This is a genomic window from Novosphingobium sp. ERN07 (genome assembly GCF_012641335.1).
Lineage (GTDB): Bacteria > Pseudomonadota > Alphaproteobacteria > Sphingomonadales > Sphingomonadaceae > Novosphingobium.
In genome coordinates, this window is record NZ_JABAID010000003.1 from 256,246 (window position 1) to 271,572 (window position 15,327).

General features: G+C 63.5%; 13 protein-coding genes. 3 read left to right on the forward strand and 10 right to left on the reverse strand.

Translation table 11 applies throughout. The features are described 5' to 3' along the window. The first annotated feature begins 4 nt into the window (after window positions 1–4). From HGI47_RS06640 to HGI47_RS06650, 3 genes are all read left to right on the forward strand, one after another. Window positions 5–3,400, forward strand: a complete 3,396-nt coding sequence (locus HGI47_RS06640; protein WP_168852020.1) for a glycosyl hydrolase — start codon at window positions 5–7, stop codon at window positions 3,398–3,400. A gap of 32 nt (window positions 3,401–3,432) precedes the next feature. After that, complete coding sequence (locus HGI47_RS06645; protein ID WP_168852021.1) at window positions 3,433–4,341, forward strand: LysR family transcriptional regulator; 909 nt, start codon at window positions 3,433–3,435, stop codon at window positions 4,339–4,341. A gap of 90 nt (window positions 4,342–4,431) precedes the next feature. After that, entirely contained in the window at window positions 4,432–5,751 is a 1,320-nt protein-coding gene (locus tag HGI47_RS06650; RefSeq protein WP_168852022.1) for a family 1 glycosylhydrolase, read from the forward strand. A gap of 62 nt (window positions 5,752–5,813) precedes the next feature. On the opposite strand, the gene HGI47_RS06655 is transcribed toward HGI47_RS06650, so the two are convergent. From HGI47_RS06655 to HGI47_RS06700, 10 genes are all read right to left on the reverse strand, one after another. Further along, window positions 5,814–6,665 carry an alpha/beta hydrolase gene (locus HGI47_RS06655; protein WP_240950032.1) on the reverse strand — a complete coding sequence of 284 codons (852 nt, stop codon included), beginning with the start codon at window positions 6,663–6,665 and terminating at the stop codon, window positions 5,814–5,816. Beyond that, a complete protein-coding gene (locus HGI47_RS06660) occupies window positions 6,652–7,131 on the reverse strand; it encodes a hypothetical protein (RefSeq protein WP_240950064.1) in 480 nt (159 codons plus the stop codon). The genes HGI47_RS06655 and HGI47_RS06660 overlap by 14 nt, the downstream gene beginning before the upstream one ends. Window positions 7,132–7,358: 227 nt before the next feature. Further along, entirely contained in the window at window positions 7,359–8,192 is an 834-nt protein-coding gene (locus HGI47_RS06665) for a fumarylacetoacetate hydrolase family protein (protein ID WP_168852023.1), read from the reverse strand. An 82-nt stretch (window positions 8,193–8,274) separates the two neighbouring features. After that, window positions 8,275–9,183: a VOC family protein gene (locus tag HGI47_RS06670; protein ID WP_168852024.1), complete on the reverse strand. Its 909-nt coding sequence runs from the start codon at window positions 9,181–9,183 to the stop codon at window positions 8,275–8,277. Next, window positions 9,180–9,608, reverse strand: coding sequence for a heme-binding protein (locus HGI47_RS06675; RefSeq protein WP_168852025.1), 429 nt, complete (start codon window positions 9,606–9,608; stop codon window positions 9,180–9,182). Before HGI47_RS06675 ends, HGI47_RS06670 begins: the two co-directional genes overlap by 4 nt. Next, window positions 9,605–11,122 carry a bifunctional 3-(3-hydroxy-phenyl)propionate/3-hydroxycinnamic acid hydroxylase gene (locus HGI47_RS06680; RefSeq protein ID WP_168852026.1) on the reverse strand — a complete coding sequence of 506 codons (1,518 nt, stop codon included), beginning with the start codon at window positions 11,120–11,122 and terminating at the stop codon, window positions 9,605–9,607. The genes HGI47_RS06675 and HGI47_RS06680 overlap by 4 nt, the downstream gene beginning before the upstream one ends. Further along, window positions 11,119–12,351: an amidohydrolase family protein gene (locus tag HGI47_RS06685; protein WP_168852027.1), complete on the reverse strand. Its 1,233-nt coding sequence runs from the start codon at window positions 12,349–12,351 to the stop codon at window positions 11,119–11,121. Before HGI47_RS06685 ends, HGI47_RS06680 begins: the two co-directional genes overlap by 4 nt. A 185-nt stretch (window positions 12,352–12,536) precedes the next feature. Continuing rightward, complete coding sequence (locus HGI47_RS06690; protein WP_168852028.1) at window positions 12,537–12,713, reverse strand: hypothetical protein; 177 nt, start codon at window positions 12,711–12,713, stop codon at window positions 12,537–12,539. Window positions 12,714–12,837: 124 nt separating this feature from the next. Next, the gene (locus HGI47_RS06695; RefSeq protein ID WP_168852029.1) at window positions 12,838–14,181 is read right to left on the reverse strand and encodes an SRPBCC family protein; all 1,344 of its coding nucleotides are present in this window, start codon (window positions 14,179–14,181) and stop codon (window positions 12,838–12,840) included. Further along, entirely contained in the window at window positions 14,178–15,326 is a 1,149-nt protein-coding gene (locus tag HGI47_RS06700; RefSeq protein WP_370521649.1) for a hypothetical protein, read from the reverse strand. The genes HGI47_RS06695 and HGI47_RS06700 overlap by 4 nt, the downstream gene beginning before the upstream one ends. Between the last annotated feature and the right edge of the window lies 1 nt (window position 15,327).

Here is a 15,327-nt window from a genome sequence, read left to right on the forward strand (position 1 = left end):
CAGCATGAACCTTCGCCGGGGCCTTTCGGTCGTTTCCATCCTTGCCAGCACCACGCTGCTCACGCCTGCCGCCTTTGCCGATGAAGCGGCCCCGGCTTCCGGTCCTGCCGACGCCACGCTGGAACAACAGTTCGATAACCCACCGATGGAAGCGCGCCCGCGTGTGTGGTGGCACTGGATGAACGGCAATGTCACCAAGGATGGCATCGCCAAGGATATGGCGTGGATGAAGCGCGTCGGCATCGGCGGCTTGCAGAACTTCGATGCCGGTTTGGACACGCCGCAGATCGTGGACAAGCGGTTGGTCTATATGACGCCCGAATGGAAGGACGCCTTCCGCTTTGCCGCGACCGAGGCGGACAAGCACGGTCTTGAACTGGCCATTGCGGCATCGCCGGGCTGGTCTGAAACCGGCGGTCCGTGGGTCAAGGGCGAAGACGGGCTGAAGAAAGTCGTGTGGAGCGAAACCCGCCTGAAGGGGGGCAAGCGCTTTACCGGAAAGCTGGCCATGCCGCCGGTCAACACTGGCCCGTTCCTTGATATGCCCGATGCCGATCCGCTGGCCGCTGTAGTAGGCGATCATGGCTTTCATGCTCCCGAACTCTACAGCGACATTGCGGTTTTTGCGGTCGCTGATCTGGGCAGCATCGATCCGGTCCCGGCCTACAGCGCGGGCGGCAAAGCGCTTGACGCCGCTGCCCTGTCAGACGCCAGCCTCACGTCGGGCGTAACCCTACCACGCGGCAGCGCCGATGCGCCGACCACCATCGTCGCCAGCTATCCCAAAGCGCAGACCGTGCGTTCGGCCACGGTGTCGATCCCCGGTGCCAAGGGCACGTTCTCTGGCCCCACGGTCGACATGCGGCTTGAGGCGAGCGACGACGGGCGGGCATGGCGCACTGTGGGCACGTTCCCGGTCACCGCAGCTCCATCCACCATTTCGTTCGCGCCGGTCACAGCAAAGCATTTCCGTCTGGTGCTGGCTCCGCTGCCGTTCAACGGATCAAACATGGGCGATCCCATGCCTGGCCTTGCGCCCGCTGGCGGCTTCCTTGAAATGATGGCGGCGGCGGCCAAGGCTCCGTTCGATCTCAAGCAGTTCCGGCTGTCGTCCGAAGCCGCGGTGGACCAGTTCGAAAGCAAGGCCGGTTTCGCGGTCGTGCCCGATTACTACGCACTGGGCACGCCCGATGCTGCCACGGTGGGCGTCGATCCGGCCAAGGTCATCAATCTGACCGGCAAGATGAAGGCCGATGGCACGCTGGACTGGACCGCGCCAAAGGGCAACTGGCGGATCATCCGCCTCGGCTCCAGCCTGCTGGGCACCACGAACCACCCCGCGCCGCCCGAAGCCACGGGCCTTGAAGTGGACAAGTTCGATGGCGATGCCGTGCGCCGTTATCTGGAACACTACATCGGTATGTACAAGGACGCCGCCGGTCCCGAACTGGTCGGCAAACGCGGCGTCCGCGCGATCCTGACCGATTCCATTGAAGTGGGCGCGGCCAACTGGACGCCGAAGATGGTGGAACAGTTCAAGCGCCTGCGTGGCTATGATCCCACGCCGTTCATGCCTGCGCTGGCCGGAGTGCTGGTGGGCACGCGCGCGCAGTCCGATGCGTTCCTGCGCGATTATCGTCAGACGCTGGCCGATTTGATGTCGTCCGAACACTATGGCGTGGTCACCAAGGTGGCGCACGAACATGGGCTGAAGGTCTATGGCGAAGCGCTGGAGGACAACCGCCCGTCGCTGGGCGACGATATTGCCATGCGCAGCCATGCCGACGTGCCGATGTCGGCGCTCTGGACGTTCTCACGCAAGGCGGGGCCGAACCCCAGCTATCTTGCGGACATGAAGGGCGCGGCCTCCACCGCGCACATCTATGGCCAGAACCTTGTCGCGGCGGAATCGATGACCTCGGCGCTGGCGCCGTGGGCCTATGCGCCGAACGAGTTGCGCCGCATCATCGATCTGGAATTTGCCAACGGGGTCAATCGTCCGGTCGTTCATACCTCGGTCCATCAGCCGGTCGATGACAAGGTGCCCGGCATGTCGTTGATGATCTTCGGCCAGTTCTTCAACCGGCACGAGGCATGGGCGGAACTGGCGCGGCCGTGGGTGGATTACATGGCGCGTTCGTCGCTGCTGTTGCAGGCGGGCCGCAACGTGGCCGATGTCGCCTATTTCTATGGCGAAGAAGGCCCGTTGACCGCGCTTTACGGGCGCAAGCGCATTGCCGATGCGCCCACCGTCCACGCCTATGACTTCATCAACCGCGATGCGCTGTCCGATGCGGTCAAGGTCGAAGGCGGCGAAGTGGTGGCCAAGGGTGGCGCGCGCTACAAGGCGATCCAGCTTGGCGGTTCCAGCCATCGGATGACCCTGCCCACCCTGCGCCGCCTTGCTGCGCTGGTGGAAGCGGGCGCAACCGTGGTGGGCAAGGCCCCCAAAAGCTCGCCCGCGTTGAACGATGATCCGGCGGAATTTGCCGCGCTGGTGGCAAAGCTGTGGAGTAGTGCCGGCACGACAAAGGTCGGCGCGGGGCAGGTGATAGCCTCGTCCGATATCGACGCCGCGCTGGCTGGCGCGGGCGTTGCCCCCGATCTGGTGCTGGGCGGCAAGTCTGCCGATGGCGAAGTGCTGTTCGTCCACCGCGCGCTGGCCGATGGCGATGCGTGGTTCGTGAACAATCGCAAAAACGCACCCGAAACGCTGGAAGCCCGCTTCCGCGTGACCGGCAAGCAGCCCGAACTGTGGCACGCCGATACCGGTGAGGTAGAGGCGGTGTCCTATCGCATCGAAAATGGCCAGACCGTGGTGCCGCTCACTCTCGATGCCGAAGATTCGGTCTTCGTGGTGTTCCGCAAACCGGCCAAGGCCGATGCGCTGGCGATCAAGAAGCTGGCCCCGGTCCCAGTCGCCACGCTGAACGGCGCATGGAAGGTGGCGTTCCAGCCCGGTCGCGGCGCGCCTGCATCGATCAGCCTGCCAAAGCTGGCCTCGCTGACTGATTCCGCCGATGCCGGGGTGAAGTATTTCTCCGGCCTTGCGACCTACACCTCCAGCTTCACCCTGCCAAAGGGGGCGAAGCCGGGGCAGCCGCTGTGGATCGATCTGGGGCAGGTGGGTGAAATTGCCGAAGTTTCGGTCAACGGCAAACACGCCGGTTATGCCTGGCACAAGCCCTATCGCGTCAACATTGCGGACGCGGTGAAGCAGGGCGCCAACACCATCGAGGTGAAGGTGGCAAACCTGTGGGTCAACCGCCTGATCGGTGATGCGCAGGACGGTGCGACCAAGGTGACATGGACCGCCATCCCCACCTATTCCGCCACTGCCCCGCTGCGGCCTTCGGGCCTGATCGGGCCGGTCACGCTGCAGGCTGCGGGGAAGGATTGACCCTTCCCCCGGCACGCGCCAGACAAGACCGAATGACTGCCGCATCGCTCAACCGTCTCGATCCACGCGCCGTAGCCACCTTCTGGCGCGTGTGCGAGACGGGTTCGATCAGCGGCGCGGCGCGGGCGCTCAACCTCTCGCAGCCGTCCGTCTCGAACACGATTGCCCTCCTCGAACAGCGCCTTGGCGTCACGCTTTTCGCCCGTTCGCGCAGCGGCATCGTGCTCACCCGCGAGGGCGAAGTGCTGCGCGAACGCGCAGAGGCGATGGTGCGCCTGCTTGAAGCTGCCAGCATAGAGCTGGACCACGCAGCACGCGGCATATCCGGCCCCTTGCGCATCGGCGGCACGCCCGGCGCGCTGGTCAGCCTGCTGCCCGAAGCCGTATCGCGATTGGAAGAAGCGGTCGGCCCCTTTGCCCTCAGCGTGGTGGAACGGCCGGATTCGCAACTGTCCGACCTGCTGCGGTCAGGCGCGATAGACTTGGCGTTCGTCACCACAGAGATTGAGGCTTGCCCGCCCGATCTGGTAGAGATTACCGCCGCGCGCGATCCTTTCGCCCTCATCGTCGGCCGTCGTCACGATGATCTGGCCGATGCGGTGTCGCTGCGTGATGTAGCCAGCCTGCCGTGGGTTCTGCCCGAAGCGCAAGGCGCGTTCCGCCGTCAGGTCGATGCGCTGTTCCTCAACGCGGGCGTGCCGGTGCCCCAAGGCGTGATCCGCTGCGATTCCCTGCTGACGACCAAAGCGATGGTCCGCCTCAGCGACCGCGTAACCGTGCTGCCCCGCACCGTTGCCGGCGCGGAGCTTACCATCGGCGTGCTGCGCGCCATCACCATTGCCGAAGCCACGTTCGATCGCTCCATCGGCGTGCGCCATCTGGCCGACCGAAGGCTCCCGCCGTTGGGCCGCGCTCTGCTCCAGATTCTCGGCAATTTATAGCTTCAGGCTATAACGCTACAGCAATCGCATATTTTACGGCCCTGTCGGCACTCGCTACTCCTCGGATCAAGTATAGACCGGGAGAGAACGATGATTGACCGCCGCAGCCTGCTTGCCGCAGGCGTTGCCCTTGCTGCCACATCTGCCGCAACGCCAGCCTTCGCTGCGCGCAAATCGGCCAATCCCGCGTTCCCCAAAGGGTTCCTCTGGGGCGCTGCCACCGCCCCGCACCAGATCGAGGGGAACAACACCGCCGCCGATCTGTGGCTGCTCGAAAACCTGCAACCCACAATCTTTGCCGAACCGTCGGGCGATGCCGCCAACAGCCTGCTTCTATGGGAGCAAGACCTTGATCTGGCCAGCGACATCGGCCTGAACTCCTATCGCTTCGGCGTGGAATGGGCGCGGATCGAGCCGGAGAAGGGCCGCTTCAGCCAGGCCATGCTGGCCCATTACCGCCGCGTGGCCGAAGGCTGCCGCGCGCGCGGCCTTGCCCCTATCGTCACTTTCAGCCACTTCACCGCACCCCGCTGGTTCAGCGCGCAGGGTGGCTGGACCAACCCCGAAAGCGCCGAACTCTTCGCCCGCTATTGCACCCGCGTGGCAAAAGAACTTGGCGATCTTCCCCACGCCGCGATCACGCTGAACGAACCCAACATTCTCCTGATCCTGAAGCCCATGCTGCCCCCGCCCGTATGGGACATGCAGAAGCGCACCAACGAAGCGGCGGCAAAGCACCTCGGCGTCGAAAAGTTCGTCTGCGCCAACGTGGCCGGGATCGATGATCTGCCCGCGCTGCAAAAGGGCCTGCTCGCCGCGCACACCGCCGGTCGCAACGCGATCAAGGCTGTGCGGCCAGACCTGCCCGTGGGCGTCTCGCTCGCCATGCTCGATGATCAGGCGGTGGGCCGCAATTCGATCCGCGACAGCGTCCGTGCCGAACTTTACGGCGCATGGCTCGAACTCGCCAAGGCCGATGATTTCATCGGCGTGCAGAACTATGAACGCGCCATCTGGGGCGACAAGGGCCGGTTGCCTGCACCCGCTGGCAGCGCGGTCAACTGGTCGGGCGCGGAAGTCTGGCCGGGATCGCTGGCCGGTGCCGTCCGCTATGCCCATGCCGCCACGGGCCGCCCGGTTCTGGTATCCGAACATGGCGTCGGCAGCGATGACGATGCGGTGCGCGCCGCCTTCATTCCCCCCGCGCTCGCCGGGCTGAAAGCCGCGATGGACGATGGCGTGCCGGTTCTTGGCTATTGCCACTGGTCGCTGATCGACAATTTCGAATGGATCTTCGGCTACAAGCCCAAATTCGGCCTCGCCACGGTCGATCCCATCACCTTCGCCCGCACGCCCAAGCCCAGCGCTGCGGTCTATGGTGCCATTGCCAAGGCCAATGCCCTGAAATAGCGCGTAAGCCCTGCGTCACCCCGGCCTACCGGGGTGACGACCTGAAAATGTGTGGGCGTGGCTCAACAGCCCTCAACAAATCCCACAATCTCGTCCAGCAAACGCCGATCTTCACCGCCGATGTGCATTGCCAGCGTATAGTGGTTATGCCCCGGCACGATTGTGCCAACCGGCATCGTGCCGTGCAGCGCTAGCCGTTCCTGCATCAGGCCCAGAAACTCGGCCTGAAAGCGCTGTGGATCATATTGCGCGCAGGCCACGAACAGCGGAATTTCCGTCTGGGCCACGGCATCGCGCGGCATCCGCTGCGGATAATCGGCATCCGGTCCGTAATAAGGCTCATCGCGCTCATCCAGCGGGGTATAGCCATAAATGCCCGACAGCAGCACCGCGCCTGCAACCGGCAGATCGGGCCGCGACCGCAGCGCTGTGGCGATGTGGACCGACCCGGCTGAGGTGCCCACCACCACGATACGCGCCGGATCACCACCATGCGCCGTACAGTTCGCCCGCAGCCATTCCACGGCGGCAACCACATCCTCGCCGCCTTCGGGCCAGCGCGCATCGGGCAACAGGCGATAGCTCATCGCCGCGCCAACAAACCCGGCCTCAGCCATCGCACGCGCTACATTGGCCCCACCCGTCTTGTCGCCCATGCGAAAACCGCCGCCGTGGACGAACAGCACTACCGGAAGGCCATTTGCCTCGCTGGTTCGATAGAGATCGAGCTTCTGCCGCTCGTGCAGACCATAAGCGCAATCCGCCGCCAAAACTGGCACGCGCGCACCGATATCCGCATGGCTGTGCGCATAGAGCGCGCGGCAGGTTTCAACCACCTGCGGCCCCATTTCGCGGCCCATCTCGGCAATCTTCACTGCTGCGGCGTGGTCCATCGCTACGCTATCCTTGTCCATAAAGCCGCGTCAGCGCGCGGTGCGTGATCGCAAAGCCCAGCGCGCCACCATATACCAGTTTCACCGCAAACGCCTGTGCCCAGCCAATCGTCGCCCAAGGCCCGATCAGGCAGAGCGCCGCCAGCAGCACCGCGCTTACCAGCCCCAAGCCCACCATCCGCGCTACTTGTGCCAGAATTGAGCCTGTCGATGGCAGCCCCACCGTGCCGCACTTGCGCAGACCCTTGCGCACCAGCAACGCTGGAACCAGCGCCGCCATCAGCGAAATCGCCCCGCCTTGCGGCAGAAAATCCAGTGCGAAGCCATCGGGATCGGCAATCGTCAACGTGCGGTTCGTTGCACCGAACACGGCAAGAAAGAACGCCGCGCTCAACACCAGATTGATCCCCGTGCTGACCAGCCTTTCACGTTTGAGAACAGCGGCAAAGTCCACCACGTTTCCTCTCTGCTCGGCATCTCGAACCACGACGTTTAGCCCGTTGCCAACGTAAATACGCTGCCATCATCCTGAACTTGGTTCAGGATCCATTTTGCCAATCAAGCTGCCGTTGAGATGGAGAGATGGACCCTGAAACAAGGTCAGGGTGACGAACAAGGAATTGGCGTCAGCGGTCCCAAACCGATTGAGGACGCGGTCCCTCAGCATTCCTGCTTCCTGCCGCGTCCTCCCCGATCCCGAAATCAAGCCGAAGGTCAACCTTCGTCGATCACTGGGTTGGTCAATTTACCGATCACGCCGACAGACACTTCGCACACGTCGCCCGCCTTCATGTAAAGCGGCGGAGTGCGCTTGTCGCCCACGCCGCCGGGCGTGCCGGTGACGATGACATCGCCCGGAGCAAGCGGCGTAAAGGTGGAGCAGTATTCAATCACGAAGGCCACGTCCCAGATCATGTCGCTGATCGGCTGATCCTGCACCACTTCACCGTTAAGGCGGGTCTGCACGCGCTGGCTGGCAAGGTCGGGCACGGCGTCGGGCGTCACCAGCGCCGGGCCGAACGCGCCGGTGCCGGGAAAGGTCTTGCCCGGCGTGAACTGGATGTTGTGGCGCTGCCAATCGCGCACCGAACCATCGTTGAACACCGAATAGCCGGCAATGTGCTCCAACGCCTTTTCGCGCGGAATGCGGCGGCCACCCTTGCCGATCACCACGGCCAGTTCGCCTTCATAATCGAACCGCACCGATTCCTTCGGCCGCACCAGCGGTTCGCCATCGGCAATCAGGCTGTCGGCATAACGGGTGAAGATCGCGGGAAATTCCTTCTGCTCGCGCCCGGTTTCCTTGACGTGTGTGGCATAGTTCAGGCCCACGCACAGGATCTTGTCCGGGTTGGGCACCAGCGGCAGCAGGCTTACATCGGCGCGAGCATGGCTGGCCGTGGGCGTCAGTGCCGAAAGATCGCCGTCCAGCACATCCTTGAGCCAGGCAGGCGCACCCTGTGCGCCAAGATCGTGCACGGTATCGCCAACTATGCGGCCAAAGCTGGGCGTGCCGTCAGGGCGGCGGAAGCTGATATATTGCGTCATTCTCTTTTCTCCCCGTGGCCGTGTTGCCGCGCGTCCGCTAATCAAAAGTGTTGCGGACGCTGCGCCAACAAAGGCCCGTCGATCAAATTGCAAGGTCTTGGGGCTGCCAGTCGCGGCGGCAGCGGAACCGCTCTTCCGCCACGCGAAGTCCGGCAAAATCCTTGTCCGAAACGCCCCACTGGTCGATCCGCTGTTCGGGCCACGTCCAGTCGTCGGGTTCGCCCGCCGCGTAATCCAACGGCACCTTTTCAACGGCGGTCGAATATTCGATCACCGGGCCGAAAGGCGCGATATAATAGGCGTAAACATTGTCGCCCGGCCCGTGCCGCCCCGGTCCCCATGCGGGCGCAAAGCCGTTGTCGCGCATCCAGCCAATGCCGCGCATCACCGCGTCCAGATCTTCCATTTCGAACGCAACGTGGTTCAGGCTGGAAAAGCCCGCGCGCGCAAACGCAGTGGAATGGTGGCTGTCGTTGCAACGCACGAAGACCATGCCCTTGGTGCGGTCAGAAACCCGGAAATCCAGCACATCTTCTACCGCATGGCCCATCATTTCGGCATCGGCGGCGTTGAACACCACGTGCGTCAGCTTCACTGGCGACACGCGCTTGGTGGCCTTGGCAAAGCCTTCGATGGGCGCGACTTCGGTGGTTCCGGCCAGAAAACGCAGGATCGTGCCTTCGGGCAGCTCCACCAGCAGGCCCGCGCCGTCGCCCGGATCGGTTGAGGTTACCGGCTTTGCCGCCCAACCCTTTTCCGCCACGCGCGCGGTGATCGCTGCCAATTCCTCGTCCGAACAGACGAAGGTGGTGGACCGCACGAACTCATCGTCAGATTTTTCGAAGGCCATCAGATAGGTGAACGTGCCTGTTCCGCGCAGGTAATGCGTTTCGCCGCGCACGTCTGCCGCGGCAAGGCCCCAGATATCGACCATGAACGCCGCCGCGCCTGCGGGATCGGGCAGGGCCAGTTCGATGCTGCGCAGCTTCACTTTGCATTCTCCAGATTGAAACCTGCGGCGCGCAGGCCCGCCAGTGCGCACTCCTCATCGCAATCGCCGGTGTCGCCGCTTATGCCCACCGCACCGATAACTGCCGCGCCGTCGCGGATCAGCACGCCACCGGGCGAAAACGCAATGTTTCCGCCGACCACGGCCGTAACGCTTTGAAAGAACGCGGGGTTGCCTTTGGCGCGCTCGGCGATAACGCGGGTATCGTCACCCATGCCCAGCGCGCCGACGGCCTTTGCCCGCGCGATATCATGGCGGAACATCGTCGCGCCATCTTCGCGCGCAAAGGCAACCGGATGCCCGCCGGCGTCCAGCACGATCACCGCCAGCGGCTTGGCCCCGCGTGCGCGGGCTTCGGCAAGGGCCGCCGACGTGATCGTTTGCGCAGCGGAAAGGGTCAGGCTCATGCCGCAATCTCCTGCTTGAAACCCAGCAGCGCATCGCGCGCGGCGATCAGATCGGCGGGGTTGCCGGTCCCGAAAACGTAGTGATCCGGGCGCACCAGCACGGCATCAGCGCCGCGCGCTTCCAGCCACGCCAGAACCGCGCCGCCATCGGGAAGATCGCGCGCGCTGATCGCGCCATCCGGTCCCGCGTCACGCACGAACAGCCGCCAGCCTTGCCCCACCAGATCGTCCAGCTTGCGGCCATCGGCCAGCGCTGGCTGGATAAAGCGTTCGCCCGCAGCGGCAGTGCCTGGTGCGATGAAGCCGGTGGCGATTGCCGGGATCAGGTCCGCAGCCGTTTCCCCTGCCTTTTTCGCGGCTTGCTCCCGAATGTTCAGATCGCGTGCCAAGGCCTTTGCCAGATCGAGTTCGCAGATATAGCGCCCTGCCGCCACCGCCGCGCCGATCACGCCGCGCACATGCGGATCGCGTTCGGGCTGATAGGTATCAAGGATCGCCTCGTCCGCGCCATTGTTGGCAATCGCTGCCATTTTCCACGCAAGATTAGCCACATCGCGCAGGCCATGACACATGCCCTGCCCAAAAAACGGCGGCGTCTGGTGCGCAGCATCGCCTGCCAAAAACACCCGGCCCACCTGCCATTGTTCGGCCACCAGCCCATGAAAACGGTATGTCGCGGCGCGCACGATCTTGTGCGGCACATCCTTCATCCACGCACCGACCAGCGCGGAAACGTTTTCTTCGCGCATCATTTCGGCGTCATCTTCATGCGGCAGCAGCATGAATTCCCAGCGGCGGTGGTTGCGGCGGCCCGGCACGATCGTTGCGGGGCGGGCGGGATCGCACATCATCACCGAAAGGCGTTGCAGATCAGCGCCTTCGGGCACGCCGGTCAGCGGTGGGAAGGTGACGGGGCCGTCCACTTCGGCATCGACAACCAGCCACGGCTCTTCAAAATCGAGGTCGTCCAGCTTGACGCTCAGCGATTTGCGGACAGGGCTGCGCGAACCGTCTGCCGCGATGACCCAACGTGCGTTCAGGTGCTGCTCTGTGCGCTCTAGGTGCATCTTGGTGCTGTTCAGGAAATAGCGCACCGTAACGTGGCTATCATGCTGTTCCAGAGCGGAAAATTCGGCTCCCAACAGCAGGTTTATGTCGCCATTTTGCGCAAAGGCATCGCGCAGGTGCGCTTCGAATTCCGGCTGGCAAAAAAAGTAATCGTTCGACCATCCGAACGGCTTCGGCTTGCCCACGGTGCCCATGTAGCGGATGACGCCATGATCCGCGCCGATGTGCAGATGGCCATCGGTAGCGACCATATCGGGCGCAACGCGATCGATCACCCCCGCGCTCTGGAACAGGCGCATCATTTCATGGTCGAGATGGACCGCACGGGGGAGGGGGTAGTGTTCGACCTCTTTTTCCAGCACGACGACTGAAAGACCCTGCTTTCCCAGCAGGTTGGCTGCCAGCGCGCCCACCGGGCCGCAACCGATGATGGCAACGTCGATCATGCAGCAGGTGCCTTGTAAAGCGCGCCGCCCTTCATGATCATCCGAAGATTATCCTTGTTTTTCAGGGTCGAGATATCCTGCGTCGGATCACCATCGACCAGCAGTAGATCGGCAAGGAAGCCTTCCTTCACTTGCCCCAGTTCCATATCCATCAGCACACCGCCCAGCGCCGTGGCGGTGTGCAGCGCTTCGGCGGGGGTATAGCCGAACCATTCGACGAAAAGTTCCAGATCGCGGGCATTGAGGCCCACCGGATTCTGCGGAAAGCCATAGTCGCCGCCCGGCAGCGAGCGCACGCCGCGCTTGCGCAGCTCCTGACCCACGCGGATCTTGTGTTCCACGGCGGCGGCCTGTTCGGCCACCTGTTCTGGGCTGGCCATCATGCCGAACTTCGGCGCGCGATCACGGTCGGCTTCCTCGATGCCGGGGGCAAGGCCGACGAAAATGTCGCCCTTTGCCGCTTCGATCATGTCGAGCGCTTCATCATCGGCATAGTTGCAGTGATAGATCACGCGGAAGCCCGCCTTGATGGCGATCTTGATCGCATCGGCGGTGTAGCAATGCGCGGTGAGCCAGACGCCCGCCTTGCGCGCGGCTTCGCCGGCAGCGAGGATTTCGTCCTCATAGAACTGCTCGTTCATGTTCGAACCGGCGTCCATCGCGCTGACGCCGTTGAGCAGGAACTTCACCGCCTGAAGGCCAATGCCCGCCATTTCCTCGACAAAGTGGGTGACGGCGGCGGGATTGCTTTCGCGCACATCGCGTCCCGGAAACTTGAACAGCAGCCCCGGCATCCCGCCGGGCAGGCGTTCGAACGAGGAGGTGACAAGGCGTGGCCCTGGCACCTGTCCTTTATCAATCGCGGCCTTGAGCGCGATTTCCACACCGGGCGACGACGATCCGCCCGAATAGGCGCTGGTAAAGCCATGATCGAGCATCACCCGCGCACAATGGGCAGCGGTGAGGGCCAGCACATCGTCAGGGAAATTGCCCGGACGGCCCATGACTTCGACACTGGAGCCAAGGGCAAGGTGTGTGTGCGCATCGACAAGGCCGGGCATCAGCGTGCCGCCGTGCCCATCGATAACCCGCGCCGCATCGCAATCCGCCAGCGCACCTTCACCGGTGGCTATGCGGGCAATGCGATCACCCTCAATCAGCACGGCCCCGGTCTGGTCGGACAGGCTTGTGCCGTCGAAAATGCGCACATTGCGGATGAGAATTGTCATGCCCCGTTCCTCTCAGCTTGGCTGGCGGAGACGGGCAGGCGAATCCGGTCGATCATCTCCACTCCCCAACGTCTTCTGACTTGAAGCGGGTAATGGCGAAATGCGACCCTTATTGGAAATATGATTTCATTATAAATCCATAGTCACGCGCTATGACTCAGGGCGTATTGCCCGTAAAATCAGGCTCACATCGGGGCAGCAGGCAGCGGCGTGGCCGTGACGGTCATACGGCCAAGCTGCAAGGGCCGGTCTTCCCCGATGGTTGCATAAACCGCTGGCGCAGGCGTGGCGGCGCTCATCGTGCCGAGCGCCAGCGTGAGCACGGTGGTGGCGGCCAGTGCCAGACCCAGAAAGTTCCTCATGTCTATTCCCCTTGTCGTCATTACGCTGAAAGGGGAATAGTGCCGACCTGTCGCAGCACTTTGCCGCGCCTGCATTATAGCGTCCCGATTTGTATCCGCGCTGATGCAGGTTGGGGCAGGGTGGCTATTGCTTGCCGGCAATCCAGTCGTTCAGCACTTCGTGGAAGAAGCGGATGCGGGTTTCCTGATCGGAAAGGTAGGCATCGGTATAACCGCGCGAGTGCATACCGGCCTGCATGGCTTCGGCCAATTCCATATCCTGATAGACGATCTGGCCCGCCAGTTCGGGAATGCCGCGCCCGCCGTCGAACACGCGATGTTCGCATTCGGCCACTTCGCGCAGCGGCTTCATGCCCGCCATGATCGATTGCACTTCAGTTTGCCCTGCCACCGGGAAGGCCATGCACCACAGATCGAAATAGCACTTTTCCGGGTCGGTGGCGTGGGGTTCGCTGCGGAACAGGATCAGGTTATCGGGAAGGAAGCTGATGGTCACATTGGGGAACATCACCGTGTGCGGGCTGTCGGTGATTTCTTCATCGTCCATGTGTTCGTAATGCAGATAGCCCTTTTCGCGCCACAGTTTCTGCTTGGCGGCTTTCAGATCGAGCCAGCCCTGCATGGCGAACTCTTCATATGTGGCATAGCGCGCGGGATCGATGTCCCACTTGGCCATTTCGGCTTCGAACATGGCGTTGCCGCCGCCTTCGGGACGGTCTGACAGCGAGGGACGCATGGGCTGTACGGTGCGGCCATGTCCCTTGGGCCACATCTCGTGCCGGGCGGAATCGACGTCCTGATCGATCCACGGCGGCACTTGTGGGTGGGCAGTGCGGGTGTGGTAGCTTTCCGAAAAGTTGTCGGTCACGAACTTCCAGTTGGCGTTCAGTTCGATGCGATACCACGCCACGCGAACCGCCGTGTCCATTGGGTAATTCTTGTAGAGTTCGGGCATCGGATCGAGAAATTCGAGCAACGACGGGCTATCGTGCGACATCGAATACCACACGAAACCGCCCCACACATCGCAGCGCAGTTCCTTGAGCTTCAGTTTGCCGCAGGGGTTGCCCGCCTTGAAATCGACATCGGCATCCTGCGCATGGGCGAGCACGCCGTCGATGCCCCATTTCCACCCGTGGTAAGGGCAGTGAAACGCATCGACCGAGCTGGAATCGTGGACCATGCGCATCCCGCGATGGCCGCAGGAATTGTAGAACGCGCGGACCGAGCCATCGTCCTGACGGACGGCGATGACCGATTCCTTCATGAAATTGTGGACGAGGAAATCGCCCGCTTCGGGAATATCGGCGGTGCGCCCGGCGATGTGCCAGATGCGCGTCCACATATGATCCCATTCTTGCTGCGCAAAGTCGGCAGAGTAATAGCGGTCACCGGTGATCGCATCGCCGCGCAAGTGCGATGGATCGCGTCCATCCATCGGGGTGGGGATGGGGCCTCGCAGGCTCATGACGGAATCCTCTCCTCAGGGGTTTTATGGAATTGTGCGGCGGCCAGAAGCGCCAGCGAAAGCGCGAGCCACGCCGCCGAAAGCGTCCAGACAGCAGATACGCCCTGCGCGGTGACGACCGGCGCGGCCACCAGCGGGCCGATGACGGTGCCCGAAAGCTGCGCGGTGCCGACCAGCATCGCGCCCCGGCCCGATGGATCGACCGCCAGCACGGCGGGCATGTGGAACGGCGGCACGAATATCCAGACAAAGCCGAACAGCGCAGCGCCCGCCAGCATCAGGAAAGCAGAGCCGCCGCCGTTCATCAGTGCAATCGCGCCGATGGCGAGCGCTATGCCTGCGATCCACGCAGTGCGCGCGCCGATATGTGCGCCTACCAACGCGGCGAGCAATCCGCCCGCGATCTGTGCGGCAAGGCCCACCGACACGGCGCTGGCCGCTGTATCCGGGGCAAAGCCGCCTGCACCCAGCAGCGGCAGGAGATAGACCCACAGGCCCATGATCCCGGCAAGGAAGGCGGTCATCGCCAATAGCACGATCACGGCGCGAAGGCCCGGAAGCCCGCGCGATCCTTGTGCGGCAGCGTCGAAGCCATCGACCATCGCGGGCACCGCCAGCAGCATCAGCGCATTAAGGCCAAGCAGCAGGCCATAGGCCCCGACATGCCCGAAATCGGGCGCAACAAGGCCGCTGATCGCTTGGGACAGGCACAGGCCCAGCACCGATTGCGCGGTGACATAGATTGCGAAAAGCCGCGCCGGGTCTGGCGCGCGCGCGAGCATTCCCACCAGCACCCACAGCAGCACGCCCGCGCCAAGGCCGTTGAGAAAGCGCAAGGCAATGATCGCCCCGCCGCTGCCAAAAATCGTGCCGGTGTTGGCCAGCGCCATCGCGCAAAGCGCCAGCAGCGCCCATTTGCGCAAGTTTTGCAGTGGCAGGCACAGCGCGGCGAGCGTGACGGCAATCGCCATGCCCGCAGCCTCTGCCGTCGCGGCAAGACCCATTGCCGCGACATCGAGCTTGCCCGCCTTCAGCAGCAAATCCAGCAGCAGCGGCTGCAACCCCGATATGCAGCCCGCGCCCACGCCAAGGACGACGATGGGCAGCCATGCCGCCAGAGGCTGCCTGGGTGCCGCTGCGCTCACG